This is a genomic window from Streptomyces iranensis, assembly GCF_017874715.1.
In the GTDB taxonomy this organism is placed as follows: Bacteria; Actinomycetota; Actinomycetes; order Streptomycetales; family Streptomycetaceae; genus Streptomyces; species Streptomyces iranensis.
The window spans coordinates 62,127-80,914 of sequence record NZ_JAGGLR010000013.1; the positions used below are offsets into that span (position 1 = coordinate 62,127).

15 protein-coding genes are annotated in these 18,788 nt (G+C 71.2%); 9 read left to right on the top strand and 6 right to left on the bottom strand.

What is annotated here, in order from left to right; translation table 11 throughout:
- The first annotated feature begins 16 nt into the window (after positions 1 to 16).
- The gene (locus J2Z30_RS23985) at positions 17 to 799 is read left to right on the top strand and encodes a GNAT family N-acetyltransferase (RefSeq protein ID WP_044581434.1); all 783 of its coding nucleotides are present in this window, start codon (positions 17 to 19) and stop codon (positions 797 to 799) included.
- A gap of 18 nt (positions 800 to 817) precedes the next feature.
- On the opposite strand, the gene J2Z30_RS23990 is transcribed toward J2Z30_RS23985, so the two are convergent.
- The 5 genes from J2Z30_RS23990 to J2Z30_RS24010 all read right to left on the bottom strand — a co-directional run bounded on the left by J2Z30_RS23990 (position 818) and on the right by J2Z30_RS24010 (position 7,007).
- Positions 818 to 1,948: an ABC transporter ATP-binding protein gene (locus tag J2Z30_RS23990; protein WP_044570331.1), complete on the bottom strand. Its 1,131-nt coding sequence runs from the start codon at positions 1,946 to 1,948 to the stop codon at positions 818 to 820.
- A 26-nt stretch (positions 1,949 to 1,974) separates the two neighbouring features.
- Positions 1,975 to 3,048, bottom strand: a complete 1,074-nt coding sequence (locus J2Z30_RS23995) for an ABC transporter ATP-binding protein (protein ID WP_044570329.1) — start codon at positions 3,046 to 3,048, stop codon at positions 1,975 to 1,977.
- 19 nt (positions 3,049 to 3,067) lie between these two features.
- The gene (locus J2Z30_RS24000) at positions 3,068 to 4,045 is read right to left on the bottom strand and encodes an ABC transporter permease (RefSeq protein WP_044570327.1); all 978 of its coding nucleotides are present in this window, start codon (positions 4,043 to 4,045) and stop codon (positions 3,068 to 3,070) included.
- Positions 4,046 to 4,137: 92 nt separating this feature from the next.
- On the bottom strand, positions 4,138 to 5,928 hold the full coding sequence (locus J2Z30_RS24005; protein WP_044581433.1) for an ABC transporter substrate-binding protein: 1,791 nt from the start codon (positions 5,926 to 5,928) through the stop codon (positions 4,138 to 4,140).
- 71 nt (positions 5,929 to 5,999) lie between these two features.
- Entirely contained in the window at positions 6,000 to 7,007 is a 1,008-nt protein-coding gene (locus J2Z30_RS24010) for an ABC transporter permease (RefSeq protein WP_044570325.1), read from the bottom strand.
- Positions 7,008 to 7,530: 523 nt separating this feature from the next.
- Between J2Z30_RS24010 and J2Z30_RS24015 the strand changes: the two genes are divergently transcribed.
- Positions 7,531 to 8,790, top strand: coding sequence for a hypothetical protein (locus J2Z30_RS24015; RefSeq protein ID WP_209468812.1), 1,260 nt, complete (start codon positions 7,531 to 7,533; stop codon positions 8,788 to 8,790).
- Between the two features lie 181 nt (positions 8,791 to 8,971).
- Here J2Z30_RS24015 and J2Z30_RS24020 read toward each other — a convergent pair whose 3' ends face one another.
- On the bottom strand, positions 8,972 to 11,134 hold the full coding sequence (locus tag J2Z30_RS24020) for a S9 family peptidase (protein WP_044570323.1): 2,163 nt from the start codon (positions 11,132 to 11,134) through the stop codon (positions 8,972 to 8,974).
- 320 nt (positions 11,135 to 11,454) lie between these two features.
- Here J2Z30_RS24020 and J2Z30_RS24025 point away from each other — a divergent pair, with 320 nt between their 5' ends.
- The 7 genes from J2Z30_RS24025 to J2Z30_RS24055 all read left to right on the top strand — a co-directional run bounded on the left by J2Z30_RS24025 (position 11,455) and on the right by J2Z30_RS24055 (position 18,771).
- The gene (locus tag J2Z30_RS24025; RefSeq protein ID WP_020868640.1) at positions 11,455 to 11,649 is read left to right on the top strand and encodes a hypothetical protein; all 195 of its coding nucleotides are present in this window, start codon (positions 11,455 to 11,457) and stop codon (positions 11,647 to 11,649) included.
- A gap of 62 nt (positions 11,650 to 11,711) precedes the next feature.
- A complete protein-coding gene (gene mshB / locus J2Z30_RS24030; protein WP_044570322.1) occupies positions 11,712 to 12,596 on the top strand; it encodes an N-acetyl-1-D-myo-inositol-2-amino-2-deoxy-alpha-D-glucopyranoside deacetylase in 885 nt (294 codons plus the stop codon).
- On the top strand, positions 12,593 to 12,961 hold the full coding sequence (locus J2Z30_RS24035; protein ID WP_044570320.1) for a DUF6113 family protein: 369 nt from the start codon (positions 12,593 to 12,595) through the stop codon (positions 12,959 to 12,961). Before mshB ends, J2Z30_RS24035 begins: the two co-directional genes overlap by 4 nt.
- Before the next feature lie 196 nt (positions 12,962 to 13,157).
- Positions 13,158 to 15,431 carry a peptidoglycan binding domain-containing protein gene (locus tag J2Z30_RS24040; RefSeq protein ID WP_044570318.1) on the top strand — a complete coding sequence of 758 codons (2,274 nt, stop codon included), beginning with the start codon at positions 13,158 to 13,160 and terminating at the stop codon, positions 15,429 to 15,431.
- Positions 15,432 to 15,750: 319 nt separating this feature from the next.
- Positions 15,751 to 16,716: an ABC transporter ATP-binding protein gene (locus tag J2Z30_RS24045; protein WP_044581431.1), complete on the top strand. Its 966-nt coding sequence runs from the start codon at positions 15,751 to 15,753 to the stop codon at positions 16,714 to 16,716.
- A complete protein-coding gene (locus J2Z30_RS24050; RefSeq protein WP_044570315.1) occupies positions 16,713 to 17,456 on the top strand; it encodes an ABC transporter permease in 744 nt (247 codons plus the stop codon). Before J2Z30_RS24045 ends, J2Z30_RS24050 begins: the two co-directional genes overlap by 4 nt.
- Before the next feature lie 43 nt (positions 17,457 to 17,499).
- Entirely contained in the window at positions 17,500 to 18,771 is a 1,272-nt protein-coding gene (locus J2Z30_RS24055) for a sensor histidine kinase (RefSeq protein WP_078956659.1), read from the top strand.
- Positions 18,772 to 18,788 lie beyond the last annotated feature (17 nt).

An 18,788-nucleotide genomic window follows, 5' to 3' on the forward strand; every position in this document is an offset into this window, starting at 1 on the left:
CACCTATGATCGCGACGTGTCGCAGAACGACCTTCAGCGCATCATCGACTTCCGGATCTCCTTCGCCCGTCGACAGGCCGGTGAAGTGCGGGAGGTGCCGGGCGGTTTCCTGGTGCTGCACCGGGAGTACGCCCGCTCCCATGAGCACAATCAGCTCCATATCACCGGGCCCGCCGACCCCGAGGGGCTGCCCGCGCTCGCCGACGAGGCCATGGCCTTCCTGCCGCACCGCCGGATCACGGTCCATGACGAGGCCCTGGGGCTGCTCTGTGTGCCCGCGCTGGAACGGGCCGGGTACACCCATGTCACCGAGGTGCTGATGGTCCACACCGGGCCGGCGCCGGCGGCCGGGGCGGCCGATGTGGTGGAGCGGGAGCTGGGGCCGTATCCGCACGGGCTGCTGCGGCGGGCGGTGACGGCGCAGCAGTGGCGGTGGATGCCGGACGCGGACGAGAAGACCGTGTACGACCTCGTGGAGCGGCGCACCGCCCGGCGGGCCGGAGCCGAGGAGGTGCTCTTCCTCGCCGCCCACGACGACAGCGGCGAGATCGCCTCCTGGGCCGATCTGTATCTGGAGCCCGCCGCCGGGGTCGCCCAGATCGAGGAGGTGGCGACCGCCGAGCCGTATCTGCGCCGCGGCTACGCCGACGCCGTCCTGGCCGACGCGCTGCGCCGCGCGGCCGCCGCGGGGTGCGCGCTGCGGTTCCTCGTCGCCGACCAGGACGACTGGCCGCTGCGCTGGTACGGCCGCCGCGGGTTCACCGCCGTCGGGCGGGTGCATTCCTTCTCGCGGTTCTGATACCGAAACCCCGGTCCGTTACGGCCCCTTGTGCGGCAGGGCCTCCGACTCCGCCGCGATCAGCGCCGGGTCCAGCACCACGTCCTCCTCGCGGGCCTCGAGCGTCGGGTCCTCGGGGAAGTGGCAGGCGGACAGGTGGCCCTCGCGGTTGCCCTCCAGGCGGATGAGCGGCGGCTCCTCCCGCGCGCATTTGTCCTGGGCCTTCCAGCACCGGGTGCGGAACCGGCAGCCGGAGGGCGGGTCGATGGGGGAGGGGACGTCCCCGGCGAGCCGGATGCGTGTCCGGCGGGTGGTCTCCACGGCGTCCGGGCCGTCCGAGGCCTCCTCGGCCATCATCACCGCCGCGTCCGGCACCGCGGACAGCAGCGCGTGGGTGTACGGGTGACGGGGGCGGCGGTAGATGGACTCGCGGTCGCCCACCTCGACCACCTTGCCCAGGTACATCACGGCGACGCGCTGCGAGAAGTGGCGTACGACGGCGAGGTCATGGGCGATGAACAGGAAGGCGATGCCCAGCTCCCGCTGGAGCTTCTGGAGCAGATTGACGACCTGCGCCTGGATGGAGACGTCCAGCGCCGAGACCGGTTCGTCGGCCACGATCAGCTTGGGCTCCAGGGCGAGCGCGCGGGCCACCCCGATGCGCTGGCGCTGGCCGCCGGAGAACTCGTGCGGGAAGCGGTTGTAGTGCTCGGGGTTGAGGCCCACGATCTCCAGCAGTTCGCGCACCCGGGCCTCCCGGCCGCCCGCCGGATCGATGCCGTTGATCTCCATGGGGCCGGAGATGATGGTGCCGACGGTCTGCCGGGGGTTCAGCGAGGAGTACGGATCCTGGAAGATCATCTGGATCTCGGAGCGGATCGGCGCGAGCTCCTTGCGGCCCGCGTGGGTGATGTCCCGGCCCCGGTAGGTGATCGTGCCGCTGGTGGGTTCCAGCAGCCGGGTCAGCAGCCGGCCCGTGGTGGACTTGCCGCAGCCGGACTCGCCGACCAGCCCGAAGCTCTCCCCGGCGTGCACGGTCAGATCGACCCCGTCCACCGCCTGCACGGCCCCGATCTTCCGCTTGAACGGGAAACCGCCCATGATCGGGAAGTGTTTGGTCAGCCGCTCGGTGACCAGGAGAGGTTCGGGTGTGCCCGACTCGATGCTCATGCGTCAGCGCTCCTAAGCCCTGGTCCCTAGCCCAGCCGGGGCTTGATCTGCTCGGTGAAGAGGGTCTGTTTCCGCTCGGCGCTCAGATGGCAGGCCGCGCCGCGGCCGTCCGGCAGCGACGGCCGCTCGGTCGCGCAGCGATCGCCCGCCACCTGGTCGGTGTAGCGGCACCGCGGGTGGAAGGGGCAGCCCGGCGGGGGGCTGAGCAGGCTCGGCGGGGAGCCGGGGATGGGGCTCAGCGGCTGGTCCACGGCGGAGGTCAGCCGCGGCATGGAGCCCAGCAGCCCCCAGGTGTACGGGTGCTGCGGCGCCCGCAGCACCTCGCGGACCGTACCGCGCTCCACGGCCCGGCCCGCGTACATCACCAGCAGGTCGTCGGCGGTGTTGGCCACCACGCCCAGGTCATGGGTGATGAGGATGATCGCGGAGCCGAACTCCTGCTGGAGGTCCTTCAGCAGATCCAGGATCTGGGCCTGGACGGTGACGTCGAGGGCGGTGGTCGGCTCGTCGGCGATCAGCAGATCGGGGTCGCAGACCAGCGACATCGCGATCATCGCGCGCTGCCGCATCCCGCCGGAGAACTGGTGCGGATAGTCGTCCACCCGCAGCCGCGGGTTGGGGATGCCGACCTTCTGGAGCATCTCGATCGCCCGGGAGCGGGCCTCGCTCTTGGAGGCGCCGGTGTGCTTGCGGTACGGCTCGGCGATCTGGCGGCCCACCGTGTAGTACGGCGACAGGGCGGTCAGCGGGTCCTGGAAGATCATCGCCATGGTGTTGCCGCGCAGCCGCTCCAGGGTGCGCTCGGGCGCGCCGGTCAGCTCCTGCCCGTCCAGCAGGATCTCGCCGCTGACCGCGGTGGTGCGCGGATCGTGCAGGCCCAGGACGGTGAGGTTGGTGACGGACTTTCCGGAGCCGGACTCGCCGACGATGCCGAGCGTCCGGCCGCGTTCGAGGTCGAAGGAGAGGCCGTCCACGGCCTTGACGACGCCGTCCTCGGTGGAGAACCGGACGTACAGATCGCGTACGGACAGGAAGGCGCCGTCGCCGGGGCCGGCCGATGGGGGCGTCGCGCCGTCGTCGGGCTTGGTGAGTGTGGTCATCTCGGCAGCTCCGGGTCTGTCAGGCGAGGCGCACGCGCGGGTCGATGAAGGCGTAGGCGGCGTCGACCAGGATGTTGAACACCACGATGGCCGCGGAGCTGACCAGCATCACGCCCATCAGCATGGGCAGATCGGTGAGCTGGACGGATTCCACCGCCAGTCGCCCGATGCCGTGCAGGGTGAAGGTGTACTCGGTGACCATGGCCCCGCCGAAGAGCGATCCGAGGTCGATGCCGAAGATGGTGATGATGGGGGCGATGGCGCCGCGCCAGGCGTAGCGGAAGAAGACCGTACGGCTGGAGAGCCCCTTGGCTCTCGCGGTGCGGACATGGTCCTCCTGCAGCTGCTCGACCATCTGGGAGCGGGTCATCCGGCTGTAGTTGGCCAGGAAGATCAGGGAGAGCACCACCCAGGGCAGCAGCATCCCGCTGAACCACTTCGCCGGATTGTCGGTGAAGGGGTAGTAGGCGGGCTGGTCCATGATCCCCAGACCGCTGACGAACCAGGCCAGGGCGAGCACTCCGACGAAGTAGATCTGCATCGAGGCGCCGAGCAGCGACAGCGAGCTGAAGAACTTGTCGATCCAGGTGCCGCGCCGCCAGGCCGCGATCATGCCGATGCCGATCCCGCAGACCAGGAACACGGCGGCACCGCCGAGGGCGAGCGAGAGGGTGGTGGGGAAGCGGTCGGCGATGGTGCCCCAGACGGGCTCCTGGCTGACGAAGGAGTAGCCGAAGCAGGGGGCGCTGCAGTGCCCCACGGCGAAGTCCCGCCCGGCGACGATCCCCACCATGAACTTCGCGTACTGGACCGGCACCGGCTGGTCCAGGCCCAGGTTCTTGTTGATCACGGCGAGCGAGGTGGGATCGCAGTTCTTGCCGCAGGCGAGCCGGGCCGGTTCGGCGGGCAGGGCGAAGAAGAGGAAGAACGTGATCGCGCTGATCAGGATCAGGATCACGATCGCGCCGAGGGACCGGCGGGCGAGGAATCTCAACATGACGTCGGTGATCTTCCGCTAGGGGCGGGTCCCCGGCCGCACCCGCCGATACGGGTGCGGCCGGGGTCTGCGCTGCCTGGTTACGGCCGCGGCTACTTGATGAAGACGGCCGTCGGGTCCACGGCGCCGTAGACCGAGTTGAACTTCACTCCGCCCAGCCCTGAGCCCCAGAGGGTGAACAGCCGGTTGTAGAAGGTCGGGACGGCGGGGATCTCATCGGTGAGGATCTTCTCGCTGAGCTTGATCCACTCCGAGGTGGCCCGGCTGAGGTCGCTGGCCTTGGCGACCTTGTCGATCTCCTTGTTGACCGCCGGGACGTTGAGGTGCGAATAGTTCGAGGAGTCGTCGTAGACGTTTTCGCCGCCGTACACCGGCGGGACCACGGTCGAGGCGGACGGCCAGTCGGCACCCCACGAGGACCGGTACAGGTCGAACTTGTTCTTGACCTTTCCGATCTGCGTGTAAAAGGTCGACTGGTCGATCTCCTTCTTCTGCACCTTGAACCCGGCCCGCTCCAGGGCCTGCTGGACGACCACCGAGGCGTCCTGGTGGGTGTCGCCGTTGCCGTAGGCGTAGACGAGCTCGTAGTTCTCCTTGCCCGCCTCCTTCAGCAGCTCCCTGGCCTTCTTGGCGTTGCCGCCGGGGTACTTCTTCTTCTGGAACGGGTCGAAGGAGGGGTCGTAGCCCTTGAGCGTGGGGCCGACCAGCCCGCCGCCGACCTCACCACCCTTGGGGCCGCCGAACTGCTGGAGGTACTGCCCGCTGGGGAAGGCCCAGGCGATCGCCTCGCGCACCTTCTTGTCCTTGACCCGATCGGTGTTGATCGAGACGACGTCCACATAGGGCTGCGTCTCGGTCAGCGACCGGGACATCGCCTCCTTGTCCTTGAGGACCGTGGAGATCTGCGACGGGTCGACCGCGTTGGTCCACGTCATCCCGTTCCGGTCGGCGCCCTTGTTCGCCTGGAGCCGGCGGGTGGAGTCCACCCACTGGTGGCCGAAGGAGACGTCGAACTTCTCGACGTACTGATGGCGTATCGAGTCGGTCTTGGGGTCCCACTGGTCGTTTTTGACGAACTGGATGCCCTTGCCCGGCTTGAAGTTCTGGACCTTGTACGGACCGGAGGACAGCGGGGCCTTGTCGTACTTCTCCTTGGTGTCCTTGCCCGGCGGCACCGCGCTGATATTGGGCATGGCGACCGCGAACGGCACCTCGGCGCGCGGCTGGTCGAAGTGGAAGACGATGGTCTTGTCGTCCGGCGTGTCCAGCACCGACTTGGGCAGGTGCTTGCCCTTGTAGGGGCCGTCCGGAAGCGCCTTGCGGTACTTCTGGCCCTCCCCGGAGAGCCACTGCTGGAGATAGGTCGGCCCGTTGGTCTGATACGGCGCGTAGAGCCGCTCGACGGCCTGCCGGACGTCCCTTGAGGTGATGGGCGAGCCGTCCTCGTACTTCAGCCCGTCCTTGAGGGTGTACGTCCAGGTGCGGCCGCCGTCGGAGGACTTGCCGGTGTCGGTGGCGAGGTCGCCGACCAGCTTGGCCTTGCCCGTCTTGTCGTCGAACTGGTAGTTCGTCAGCGTCCGGTTGTAGAGCGTCTGCATGATCAGCTCATCGCTGACATAGATCTGCCCCGGGTCCAGATGCTCGAAGGCGTCCCGCTGCAGCACCGTGACGGTGCCGCCCTTCTTGGCGCCCGGCAGGTCCTTGGCCGGTCCGGTGGAGTCCGCGGCGGTGCCGAGGGTGATGTCCTGGGACTCCATCTTGGGCTCGTTCGAATCCTTGGGGTCCGAGCCACCGCCACCGCTGCTGCACCCCGCGAGCGCCAGGGCCCCCGCGGCCAGGGCGACGGCGTAGGTACGGGCTCTGCGACTGTTCTTGGACGTCATCGTGGTCACTGCACCTGCCTCATCGGACGGAAGACTTGCCGTTCTCTGCCTTGGGCCCGGCGGCCCCCCGGTCACCGCGTGGTCTTCGGGTCCATCGCGTCCCGGACCGAGTCCCCGAGCAGGTTGAAGGCGACCACGAAGACCACCATGGCGATGCCGGGGAAGAACATGTAGGTGATGTCGCCCTCGTAGAAGTTCGCGCCCTTGGCGAACATCCGGCCCCAGTCGGGGGTCGGCTCCACCACGCCGACGCCGAGGAAGGACAGCGCCGCCTCCGTCGTCACGAAGTTCGGCAGCATCAGCGTGGACTGCACCAGGATGGGCGTGACGAGGTTGGGCAGCAGCTCCTTGCGGACGATCCGCCACGGCGAGGCGCCGGTCACCCTGGCCGCCTCGACGAACTCACGCTCCCTCAGGGACAGCACCTGGCCGCGCAGCAGCCGGGCCAGCTGCATCCAGCCCAGCAGCCACAACACCATCACCAGGGCCGTGACCCGGAAATAGGTGGGCGTCTCCTTCTGCGGGCTGACGAACAGCGCGGTGACCACCGGCATGAAGGCGACGAAGAACAGCTGCTGCGGAAAGGACAGCAGCAGATCGATGAGGCGGCCGAGGAAGTAGTCGGTGCGGCCGCCCGTATAGCCCGCCACCACGCCGATCACGATGCCGGTGAGCGTGGACAGCACGGTCGCGGCCAGCCCGATCAGCAGCGAGGTGCGGATGCCGTAGACGAGCTGGGTCAGCACATCGCGGCCCAGCTTGGGCTCGATGCCGAACCAGAACTCGCCGTCGATGCCGCCGTTGGGCTTCATCGGATAGCCGGTGAGGGGGTCCAGCAGTTCGGGCCGGTCCAGTCCGTAGGTGGTGTACGGATCCTTGCCGTACAGCCAGGCGATCACCGGCGCCAGCACGGCGACGGCGAAGAAGAAGACCACCACGCACGCGGAGATCACACCGGTGCGGTCGCGTTTGAAGCGCCGCCACATCAGCTGGCGGGGCGCCAGACCGGCCGGCGCCTCGCCCGCCGTGCCGCCCGGTGCGGTCTTCTCGACCACGCCGGTCTGGGATGGACTCGTCATCGCGTAGCGTCCCCCCGCACTGGTGTCACACCGTCAACTCGCGTTGTCTATGCGCGTCATGTCGCCGCCCGCTCGCCAGGGTGGTGCATGCGTGTCGGGTTGAGCGGACTTTCGCAATCGGGGAACGGCACAGTCAAGGGTCCGGGGAGGGTGGATGTGCCGCTCATTCGAACCTTGAGCGAAGATTTGGCAGATCGAGGTCCAGGCGTGCTTGACAGAGACCCCTCATGACGGACAAAGCGTGGATTATGGGCAGGAAACGCGTTAACACACAGGCAACTCATCTGTCGCAACACCGATATACGGACGCGCCAGGCTGAACTGCGTACGGCCGTGCGGGTGCCGTGGACCGGTCGGGGCGCGCGATGCCGCCCCGGCCGGTCGCACCACTTCGGGGGCTCGGGCCGACCGTGTCTCCCGGTGGTCTCCGGACGGTCACGATCCGCATTTTTCTTCCACCATCGGTATTTTTCTTCGGCTCGCGACGGTTGCCCGGGGTGCGAGGCGGGGGAGACCTACGGCTATGGGGCAGGGACGGATACTCAACAGCGGAGCGCGCGTCTTCGGGGCGCTCGTCTGCGCGGTTCTCGGGCTGATCTCGCTGGGATGGATCATCCACGACCTGGACAAGGCCGATGAGGCGAACCATCTGTGGTGGACCTGGGCGGGGTTGCCGTTCCGGGCCACCGGAGGGATCTTCGGCTCCTCCCTGCTCGACCTCGCGCTGCTGCTGGTCTACGCGGTCGTCGGGATCACCGCACTGCGCTCACCGGCCGCCGCGGGCGCGCTCGGCACGGTCGCGGTGGTGACCGTCGCGGTGCGCCTGCCCAGCCTGTGGAACCTGAACTCGGACTGGCTCCAGGGCATCCCCGGCGATCTGAAGACCCGGGCGAATGTCAGCGCCTGGGCGCAGGTGGTGCTCGCGGGGCTGCTGCTGGCCGTCGTGGCCGCCGCACGCCGCCCCGCCGACCTCGCCGCCCCGCCCGGCCGGCCGGTCTCGCCCGCCGACCGGCCGCCGGGCCGCCCCGCGCCCGGGGCCGCGGTCGTCGGCGCGCTGTTCCTGGGCGCCCTCGGGGTCGTCATCGCCGCCTGGCAGATCTACTGGGCCCAGGAGCGCGGCTGGGAGATCTACAAGTACCTGCTCACCGGCAAGCACACGCTGCCCACTCTGCTCTCGGCGCCCGGTGCCTGGATCGCGTGGGCGGCGGTGGCGCTGTCCCTGGCCGGAGCGGCCGCCGCGCTCGCGCGCGCCCCGCTGGCGCGCCCGCTGGGGATGGTGGCGGCGGCCCTGGTCACGGCCACGGGGATCAGTGAGGCATCGCTCTACATCAAGCTCGACTATGTGGACCACCTCAGCGATCTGCCGACGGTGGGCGTGCTCAGCGTGCTCACCGGCTTCTTCGAGGCGATCGCGGGGCTGATCGCCCTGATCGTGCTGGCGCGGCGAGGCGTGGAGGAGGACGCCGCGGGACTCGGAGGCCTCGGGGGCGCCCCGGCGTACGGCGGCGGCCATGGCGGCTACGGGGGTTACGACGGCCAGGGGCCCGGGGGCTACGACGCCCAGGGTCCTGGGGGCTACGGGGACGGCTCCGGGGCCGGGGGCTACGGCGGCGGTTACGGCGGTGGCTATGGCGGTGGGGGCTACGGCGGGGGTGGTTACGGTGACGGCGGTTACGCCCCGCCGCCGCCCGCCACTCCGCCGCTGGTGCCCCCGCCGCCCGGCACCCCGCCCGCCGCGCCCCCGCCGCCGTCCGCACCTCCGGCGCCGCCACCGGGCTGGTGACGGCGGCGGGGCACGGCCCCGGGAGGCGAAGTCGACCGCGGTTCGGGACGCGCCCCGAAGGGGCGCGGGGCTGTGTCGATGTGCGGCTCCGCCGCGCGGGCGCGACCAGCCACGACGGTGCCGCAGACGGTCGACCGCAGATCAGGGCACTCACACAGGTCAGAGCACCCCCAGCGGAGCGCTACCGCAGTCCGAGGGACCGCTTGAGGAAGTCCACCTGGAGCAGGAGCAGATTCTCCGCGACCTGCTCCTGCGGGGTCATATGGGTCACCCCGGACAGCGGCAGCACCTCATGCGGACGGCCCGCGGCCAGCAGCGCCGAGGAGAGCCGCAGAGTGTGCGCGGCCACCACGTTGTCGTCCGCCAGACCGTGGATGATCATCATTGGGCGTGCGGTGTCGGCCGCGCCGGACAGCCCCTCGTCGGTCATCAGCGCGTTGGCGGCGTAGACCTCGGGCTGTTCCTCCGGCAGGCCCAGATACCGCTCGGTGTAGTGGGTGTCGTACAGCCGCCAGTCCGTCACCGGGGCGCCCACCACGCCCGCGTGGAAGACATCGGGGCGGCGCAGCACCGCCAGCGCGGCCAGATAGCCGCCGTAGGACCAGCCGCGGATGGCCACCCGGCCGAGGTCCAGCGGATAGCGCCCGGCGAGCGCCGTCACCGCCTCGACCTGGTCCTCCAGCGTGACCGCGGCCAGGTCGTCGCGCACCGCCTTCTCCCAGGCGGGGGAGCGGCCGGGGGTGCCGCGGCCGTCCGCGACGACCACCGCGAAGCCCTGGTCGGCGAACCACTGCGAGGTGAGATGGGCGTTGTGCGAGGCGACCACCCGCTGGCCGTGCGGGCCGCCGTAGGGATCCATCAGGACCGGCAGCGGCCCGTCGCCCTCCTGATAGCCGCTGGGCAGCAGCACGGCGCACGGAATGTCCCGCTTGCCCGCGAAGACGAGCTCGGGGCGCGCGGTGATGACGGGCCGCTCCGGGTACGCGTCGAGCTCGGCGAGGCGCTCGGCCGCGCCGTGGTCGGCGGGCCGTAGGAGCTCCACGCTCACCCCGGGCCGGTCCAGCCCCGTGTACGACAGCGCGATCACCTCACCGCCGCGCACGGCGGAGTGGACCGCCGGGAAGGGCCGCTTGCCGACCGGCTCCCAGCCGCCCTGGTCGCCGCTGCCCCGGAACCAGGCGCGATGGACGGCGATCTCGCCGGGCTGCTCGGGCAGTGGAGCTCCGGCCCCGGGGGAGGCGGAGAACAGCACGTCGTCCGTGCCGATGTCGAGGACCGCGCGCACCTGGAGGGCGCCGGAGGTCAGTTTGCGGTCGCCGACCATCAGGACCCGGGCGCCCCCTTCGTCCGCGATGCGGACGAGTCGTCCATCTTCGGTCCAGGCCGGCACCCCGGGGAAAAGATCCAGCCAAACCGCGTCCTCGTCCACATGGACCGTGCTGGTCCGGCCGGTGTCGGTGTCCACGGCCAGGTAGAGCTGGCTGCGCTGGTCCCTGGCCTGGACCAGAAGCAGCGGCGGACCGTAGGCCGACCAATGCACCCGCGCGAGGTACGGATAGCGCTTCCGGTCCCACTCGATCTCCGTACGGGAGCCGTCCAGACCGAGCAGAACCAGCCGCACCTCCGCGTTGGCGGTGCCCGCGGCGGGATAGGCCACCTCCGCGGGTTCCCGGCCGGGGTGGGCGGGGTCGGCGATCCACCAGCGCCGTACGGGGGACTCGTCGGCACGGGCGGCCAGCAGGGCGTCGCTCCGCGGCGACCACCAGAAGCCGCGTGAGCGGTCCATCTCCTCGGCCGCGATGAACTCCGCGAGGCCGTAGGTGACGGAGTCCCCCTCCGGCTCCGCGAGCGCCCGGTCCCCCGCGCCGTCCGCGCCGGTGACCCGCAGCGCCCCGCCCGCCGCGTAGGCGATGTGGCGGCCGTCGGGCGAGGGACGCGGGTCCACGACCGGGCCGGGGGCGCGCAGCTCGCGGGTGGTGCCCGTGGGCAGCTCCGTGGTGAACAGCCGCCCGGAGAGGGCGAAGGCGGCCCGCTCGACCGCGGCGTCCACCGCGTAGCCGACCACCCCGGCCGACCCCTCGCGGCTGCGCTCGCGCCGCGCCCGCTCCTCGGGGGACAGCTCCTCGTCGGCGCCGCCGAGCAGCTCGGCCGGGTCGGCGGCGGGGTACTCGCGCCGCCCGGCGAGGTCGTACACCCACAACAGGCCGGTCCGGTCGGTGCCCGAGCGGGAACGCAGGAAGGCGACGCGTGAATCGTCGGGGGCCACGGCGAGGGCCCGCGGTGTCCCGAGGGTGAAACGCTGGGTGCGCGCGTGCTGCCGTGGGAACGAGAGCTGTCCGGTCATAGGGGGAGCGTACGGCTGTCGGATCATCGCGAGGGAGGGTACGGACCGGTAGGCCGGGCGGGTGTTGCCCCTGGCACGGTCCGGCCGGGACGGCGCGGGTGTCAAGCGACCCCGGGCGATGGCGAGATGGCGCATAACCAACGAGAAGTCGCCCCCGGGGCCGGGAAGTTCGTGCGATCAGGCATGCGCCCCTGTCATGCTCCCGTGCACCGAGTCATGTGCACACCGCCATAGTTATGATCGATTGCGCATAGTGGGTAGCCCCCCTGTGGCATCTATATGTTGTCCGTCCGAGTGCGTGTAACTGGAGGTGAGCCGCTGTGGCGCTCTCGATCTCGGTGTCAGTGCTGCTGCTGATCATCGTCTTCATGCTCGTGAACAAGGCAGGACTGAAGGCGGTTCATGCGATCGTCTGTGTCCTCCTCGGCTTCTACCTCGCCAGTTCCTCGGTCGCTCCGACGATCGACGACCTCACCACCAACGTGGCGGACATGATCGGCGGCGTGAAGATCTGACCCCGAGCGGGGCCGGGGTGTGCGACCCATGGGCACGTGTGTGCGAATCGTAGGCTGTGCCCATGACCGTTCTTCCCGCCCGTCGTCTGCTGCTGGTGCACGCGCATCCGGACGACGAGTCGATCAATAACGGCGCGACCATGGCGAAATACGCCGCCGAGGGCGCATACGTCACCCTGGTGACCTGCACCCTCGGTGAGGAGGGCGAGGTCATCCCGCCTGCCCTCGCGCATCTCGCCGCCGACCGCGACGACGCGCTCGGCCCGCACCGGATCGGCGAACTCGCCGCGGCCATGGACGCCTTGGGGGTCGAGGACCACCGCTTCCTGGGCGGGCCCGGCCGCTATCGCGACTCCGGAATGATGGGCGCCCCGCAGAACGACCGGCCGGACTGCTTCTGGCAGGCCGACCTGGACGAGGCCGCCGGGCATCTGGTCGCCGTGGTCCGTGAGATCCGGCCACAGGTCCTTGTGGCGTACGACACCAATGGGGGCTACGGCCACCCCGATCACATCCAGGCGCACCGCGTGGCGATGCGCGCCGTGGAGCTGGCCGCCGATCCCGGCTTCCGCCCCGACCTCGGCGAGCCGCACGACATCGCGAAGGTCTACTGGAACTGCGTGCCGCGCTCGGCCGTCGAGGAGGGCTTCGCCCGGCTGCGGGCCGAGGGCCGTGACTCCCTCTTCCCCGGCGTCGCCACGGTGGACGACGTCCCCGGGGTGGTGGACGACGCGGACGTCACCGCTTACATCGACGGCGTCCCCCACGCCGGGGCGAAGGCCGCGGCGATGCGCGCCCACGCCAGCCAGATCTCGGTGGACGGACCCTTCTTCGCGCTCTCCAACGACCTGGTCCAGCCGATGTTCCTCCATGAGCACTACCGGCTCGTCAGGGGCGAGGCCGGGGCGGACCGCGAGGACGACCTGTTCGCGGGGGTGGCGGCATGACGGCCCCGCGCCTGGGCGGATACGCCCTGCTCGCCGTGGCCGGGGTCCTGGTGGGCGCCGCGGGCGCGCTGGTCCAAGCGGCGTGGTTCCCCGGCGGGTTGCTGCTCGCGCTGCTCGCGGTCGCGGGCCTGTGCTACGGCGGGGTCAAGGCCATGGGCGCCCGGATGGGCGGCGGAGTGCCCGCGGGCGCCTGGACGGTGGCCGTGTTGCTGCTCACTTCCTCCCGTCCGGAAGGGGATTTCCTTTTCGGCGCCGGGCTGGGGTCGTACGCTTTCCTCCTCGGCGGGATGTTCATCGGTGTGATGTGTGCCACGCTGCCTTTGGTGCCGCAACCTCCTGGCCCGCCGGTCCGACTTGGTAAGTGACGTGACGTTTTTGGCACGACGTCCCCGGCACTCGGAGGCCCTTCGGACACACGGCGAAGGGTGCGCCTCGGGCGTACCGGATGCGGTGATCCGGCGGCCGTCAAGTGCGCGTCCGCACCGCCCAGTATGGTGGTGCCGCCGCCGAGCCGCCCGCGCGAGGTCTGACGGGCGGCGGAGCTAACTGGGAGAACCTGCTTTGAGCCGTGAATCTGACAGTTCGTCCTCCGGGCCCCGGGAGGGAAGCGGCGGTGCCGCCTACCCGTCGGGCACCCCGCCGTACGGATCCCGCCAGTACCCCTCGCCGAACCCCACGCAGGAGGCCCCGCAGGGCGCCGCCGAGGATGGGCAGGCGCGTGCCGCGGCCAAGCCGGAGGAGCCGAAGACCGAGACCACGCTGACGACCCGGATCAAGATCAACATTCCGGGGTCGCGGCCCATCCCGCCGGTGGTCATGCGTACGCCCGTCGCGGAGGACGGCGTGCCCGCGCCGCGCTCCGGCGGGGACGACGACGCCCCCGAGCGCACCAGCGCCCTGCCCCGGGCCGACTTCACACCGACGCCCGAGCGCGGTGTGCCGGCCGAGCCCGGCGGGGCCAACGAGCCCACCGAGGGCCGGGAGAGGAAGAGCGGCAAGGGCGACGGCGAGCGGACCAGCGACTGGTTCGCGCCCCGTAAGCCCAGAAGCGGCTCGTCGGCCACCGGCAGCACCCCGAGGCCGCCGGTGCCCCCGGCCCCTGACACCACCCAGGGGTTCCCGGCCCCTGACACCACCCAGGGGTTCCCGGCTCCGGACACCACCCAGGGTTTCCTTTCCCCTGACACCACTCAGGGGTTCCCCGCACCCGACACCACGCGGGGTTTCCCTTCCCCGGAGACCACCCAGGGATTCCCGGCCCCCGACACCACTCAGGGGTTCCCGGCTCCGCAGCAGGGCGGCGGCCCCGTCGCCGATCTGCCGTACTTCACCGACGCCCAGGCCCCGTCCGGCCACCCCGAGCCGACCGGACCCACCACCGGCCCGGTCACCGGCGACATGTACTTGCCGCCGTCCGGCCCCGGTGCGGGCCCGCGCGACAGCGACCTGCTGGCCCCGCCCGGACCGGGCCCCGCGGGCGGCCCGTACGGCGGTGACCCGCAGACGCCTCCGGGCGGAGTGGGTCCGCTGGCCGGGGGAGGCCCGGCCGGTCAGCCGCCGACTCCGCCGGGTGGCTCGCCGCTGTCCGGCAGCCTGGGCGCCACCACCGGCGTGGGCCCGCTGACCGGCCCCGGGGCGGGGCGCGCGGACGGCCTCGGAGCCGCTCCGGCCCCCCCGCTGTTCCGTGACCCCGAGCCCACGCCGACCGGCGGGGTGCCGCCGGAGCAGATCTCCAGCGACACGCTGGTCAGCGGGGTGCCCGTGGTGCCCTCGGCCGAGGGCCGGGCCAAGCCGCCGTCCCCGCCCGCTCCGGGTGGTCCGGGGGCCCCGGCGCCCGGCGGCGACAGCGCCCCGGCGCCGTCCGCCCCGAAGGCCGGTAAGCCCAAGAAGAAGGGCCGGTCGAAGGTCGTCATGGCCGCGGGCCTGCTGTTCGTGATCGCGGGCGGGGCCTACGCGGCCGGGCTGGTGATGAACCACGCCGATGTGCCGAACGGCACCACCGTCCTCGGCGTCGACATCGGCGGCACCTCCAAGCAGGTCGCCGTCGACAAGCTGGACTCCAAGCTGGGCAAGCGCACCACCGCCCCGCTGACGGTGTCGGTCGACGGCCAGGAGAAGGAGATCAAGCCGTCCGTCGCGGGCCTGGCGCTCGACACCGAGGCCACGGTCCGGAATGTCGCGGGCCGGGACTACAACCCGGTCACCGTGATCGGCTCGCTCTTCGGCGGCACCCATGAGGCCGAACCGGCGGTCACCGTCGACGAGGAGAAGCTGCGGGACGCCCTGGAGCGGCTCGCGGGCGACTCCGGCACGGCCCGCGAGGGCGGCATCAGCTTCGCCTCCGGCAAGGCCGTCCCGGTGTACGGCAAGGAGGGCAAGGGGCTGGACGTGGACAAGGCGGTCAAGGCCGTCTCGGACGGGTTCCAGCTGCGCGCCGAGACCGGCCAGAACAAGGCCATCACCCTGCCGGTCACCATCAAGCGCCCCACGGTCAGCAAGGCCGAGGTGGACCGGAAGCTGAAGAGCTTCGGCGAGCCCGCGATGTCGGGGCTGGCCACGGTCCAGACGGACGCCCAGCACTCGATCCCGTTCGGCCCGGACAAGTCGCTGCCGAAGATCCTCTCCATGCGGGTGGTCGACGGCAAGCTGGTGGAGCACTACGACCTGGCCGTCCTCAAGCAGCTCTACGGCAGCACCTTCGACGGCGTCCTGCTCGAGCGGGGCGACGGCTCCAAGAAGCCCGTCACCCCGGAGGACGTGGAGTCGGCACTGCGTCTGGCGCTGCGCGGCAAGACGCCCAGCGAGCGTATCGGCGTCATCGGCAAGGACAACTGACCGGCCCGTCACACGTGGTCGGACGACACGGCCCCCGCCCGAAGCACCGGGCGGGGGCCGCGTCTCTTCCTGAGCGGGTCGGAGGAAGTCCGCTATGGTGCGGGCAGCGCCCCGAAGGGGCGCGGGGCTGTGTCGATGTGCGGCTCCGCCGCGCGGGCGCGACCAGTCACGACGGCGCCGCGGTCGGCCGACGACGCATCGCGGCACTTCCAGCGGAGCGCTCAGGCCGCGTCACGCCCCGACCCATGACATCTGTCATCTCCAGGTCACGACCGCTGACACTGCCGGTCACCCCCCGCCCTCGGCCAGTCTTATGGCCATGACCACAACGACCGCTGCTTCCGCCCCCGGCACCGGGGCCGCCACCACGGGCGCGCCGCCCGTGGTCCGCTTCGAGAAGGTGAACAAGGCCTACGGCGGTGTGCGCGCCGTGACCGATCTCGATCTCACCCTGTACCCGGGGGAGACCGTCGCCCTGTTGGGCCCCAACGGCGCCGGCAAGTCCTCCAGCCTCGATCTGCTGCTCGGCCTGCGCCAACCCGACTCCGGCCGGGTGGAGGTCTTCGGCACCACCCCGCGCCAGGCCATCGTCCGCGGCCGGGTCGGCGCGATGCTCCAGAGCGGGTCTCTGATGGAGGAGGTGACGGTCCGCGAGCTGGTGGGGCTGGCCTGCGATCTGCACCCCAAGGGCCATCCGGTGGACGAGGTGCTGGAGCGCGCGGGGATCACCGAGATCGCCTCCCGCAATGTGAACAAGCTCTCCGGCGGCCAGGAGCAGCGGGTGCGCTTCGCGTTCGCGACCGCCGGGGCCTCCGATCTGATCGTGCTGGACGAGCCCACGACCGGTATGGACGTCTCGTCCCGGCAGACGTTCTGGGGCGCGATGCGGGAGCAGGTGAAGCAGGGCCGCACCATCCTGTTCGCCACCCACTACCTCGAAGAGGCCGACGCCATCGCCGACCGGGTGATCGTGCTGCACCGCGGCCGGGTGCTGGCCGACGGCTCGTCCGCCGAGATCAAGGCGATGGCCGGGGCCCGGCGGATCTCCTTCGAACTGGACGGACCGGTCGACGAGACGGCGCTGCGCGCCCTGCCCGCGCTGACCGGGATCGAGATTTCGGGGCGTACCGTACGGATACGGTCCACCGACGCGGACGCGACCGTATCCGCGGTCTACCGGCTCGGGCTCTATCCGCACGGGCTCGAGGTCACCGGCCTCGGCCTGGAGCAGGCGTTCCTCGCCATCACCGACGCCGCGGCGGCAGTTGAGGAGTCCGCACGATGAAGACGCTGGTCAAGCTGGAGATCGCGCGGACCCTGCGCAATCGCAAATTCATGTTCTTCACGGTCATCTACCCGTCCGTGCTCTTCCTGATGATCGCGGGCAGCAGTGACGCCGACGACCGGGTGCCCGGCACCCGGCTGTCGATGCCGCTCTACTACATGGTCGCGATGGCATCCTTCGGGGCGCTGACCGCCGTGCTGATGGGCAACAGCGAGCGGATCGCCAAGGAGCGCGAGGGCGGCTGGACCCGCCAGCTGCGGCTCACCCGGCTGCCCGGACGCGGCTATGTGGGCGCCAAGATCGCCGCGGGGGCGGTGACCACCCTGCCGTCGATCGTGATCGTCTTCGTGGTGGCCGCCGTCGGCAAGGGCGTACGGCTGGACGCCGTCTGGGAGTGGCCCGCGCTGACCGCCGCGATCTGGGCGGGCTCCCTGGTCTTCGCCGCGCTCGGGGTGGCCATCGGATATCTGGCGAGCGGGGACGCGGTACGGCCGCTGACGATGATCATCTACTTCGGTCTGTCGATCCTCGGCGGGCTGTGGATGCCCACTACGTCCTATCCGGACTGGCTGCGGAACATCGGCGACTATCTGCCCACCCACGCCTACACCGCCCTCGGCCAGGCGATCGAGCTGGGCGGCGCCCCGCACACCAAGGACGTGGCGCTGCTCATCGGCTACCTCGCGGTCTTCGCGGGCGGTGCGGCGTGGCTGTACCGCAAGGACACCCGTAAGGCATGACCGAGGGTGTGGGCCCGAGGCGTGATCCGAGGAGAGAAGAACCATGGCTGACCGGGCCGAATGGACCGACGGCGATCCGGAAGCCCGCCCCGGCGGGCGCCGCCGGCTGACCTGGTGGGCCGACGCGATGGCGTACGACGAGGAGAACGACCGGGTGGCCGCGATCGGGCAGCCCCCCGAGAACCGTAAACAGGCGCTGGTCAAGCTGATGTGGATCGGGATCTGGATGGCCTATATGGGCGCACCGGTGAGCGATCTGGCCGACGGCAACCACACCGCCCTGGGCACCGTGTGCGGCGGGCTCGGCCTGCTGGTCTTCGTCGCCGTCTATCTGATGCTGGTCTTCCGGCACACCGGGCGGGCGCTGAGCCGGGCCGCGGTCCTGGGGGCGCTGGGCATGATCAGCGCGCTCGCCGCCGTGCTCACCTTCACCATGGGCGACGACTGGCTGGTGCTCTCGGTCTATGTGTCCGTCGCCTTGGGGGCGGTGCTGCCGCTGCGGCTGTCGAGCTGGGCGATCCCGCTGAACACGGCGTTCATGGTGGGCATCGGGGTGCTGGTGCGCGGCTCGCACGGACTGGTGTCCGCCCTGGTCATCCCCTCGCTGCTCGGCGGCTTCGCGATGAGCGCGGTGGGGCAGATGGTCCGCACCACCCGGGCGCTGCGCGCCGCCCGCGCCACCGTGGCCCAGCTCGCCGCCAACGAGGAGCGGCTGCGGCTCGCCCGCGATCTGCACGATCTGCTGGGCCACTCGCTCTCCCTGATCACGCTCAAGAGCGAGCTGGCGGGGCGGATGCTGCCCGACAAGCCCGAGCAGGCGGCGCGGCAGGTGGCCGATATCGAGCGGGTCAGCCGGCAGGCGCTGGTGGACGTCCGGGAAGCGGTCAGCGGCTTTCGACGCCCCACCCTGGAGGCCGAGGTCGCCGGGGCCCGTACCGCCCTCGCCGCCGGGGGCATCGCCGCCGATCTGAGCCGCGCCGACATCCACCACCCCGACCTTCCGCCCGACCAGGAGGGGGCGCTGGCCTGGGCGCTGCGCGAGGCGGTCACCAATGTGGTGCGGCACAGCGGGGCCCGGCGCTGTGCGGTGACGCTCGACGAGACGGGCGACGAGCTGCGCCTGACCGTCACCGACGACGGCCGCGGTGCCACCGGCCCGCACGGCAACGGGCTCACCGGGCTGGCCGAGCGGCTCCAGCTGGCCGACGGGCGTCTGGAGACCGGCCCCGCCGAGCGCGGCGGCTTCACCCTCCGGGCCCTGGTCCCGCTCTCCCGCGGCGCCCGCGTGGAGCTGCCCTCGCGGGCCGCGCCGTAGCGAAGGCGGGCAAGTCC

Excerpts from the sequence above, each read along its gene's own strand:
- J2Z30_RS23990 (WP_044570331.1), bottom strand. The coding sequence starts at position 1,948 with ATGAGCATCGAGTCGGGCACACCCGAACCTCTCCTGGTCACCGAGCGG.
- J2Z30_RS23995 (WP_044570329.1), bottom strand. The coding sequence starts at position 3,048 with ATGACCACACTCACCAAGCCCGACGACGGCGCGACGCCCCCATCGGCC.
- J2Z30_RS24000 (WP_044570327.1), bottom strand. The coding sequence starts at position 4,045 with ATGTTGAGATTCCTCGCCCGCCGGTCCCTCGGCGCGATCGTGATCCTG.
- J2Z30_RS24005 (WP_044581433.1), bottom strand. The coding sequence starts at position 5,928 with ATGACGTCCAAGAACAGTCGCAGAGCCCGTACCTACGCCGTCGCCCTG.
- J2Z30_RS24010 (WP_044570325.1), bottom strand. The coding sequence starts at position 7,007 with ATGACGAGTCCATCCCAGACCGGCGTGGTCGAGAAGACCGCACCGGGC.
- J2Z30_RS24015 (WP_209468812.1), top strand. The coding sequence starts at position 7,531 with ATGGGGCAGGGACGGATACTCAACAGCGGAGCGCGCGTCTTCGGGGCG.
- J2Z30_RS24020 (WP_044570323.1), bottom strand. The coding sequence starts at position 11,134 with ATGACCGGACAGCTCTCGTTCCCACGGCAGCACGCGCGCACCCAGCGT.
- mshB (WP_044570322.1), top strand. The coding sequence starts at position 11,712 with ATGACCGTTCTTCCCGCCCGTCGTCTGCTGCTGGTGCACGCGCATCCG.
- J2Z30_RS24035 (WP_044570320.1), top strand. The coding sequence starts at position 12,593 with ATGACGGCCCCGCGCCTGGGCGGATACGCCCTGCTCGCCGTGGCCGGG.
- J2Z30_RS24045 (WP_044581431.1), top strand. The coding sequence starts at position 15,751 with ATGACCACAACGACCGCTGCTTCCGCCCCCGGCACCGGGGCCGCCACC.
- J2Z30_RS24050 (WP_044570315.1), top strand. The coding sequence starts at position 16,713 with ATGAAGACGCTGGTCAAGCTGGAGATCGCGCGGACCCTGCGCAATCGC.
- J2Z30_RS24055 (WP_078956659.1), top strand. The coding sequence starts at position 17,500 with ATGGCTGACCGGGCCGAATGGACCGACGGCGATCCGGAAGCCCGCCCC.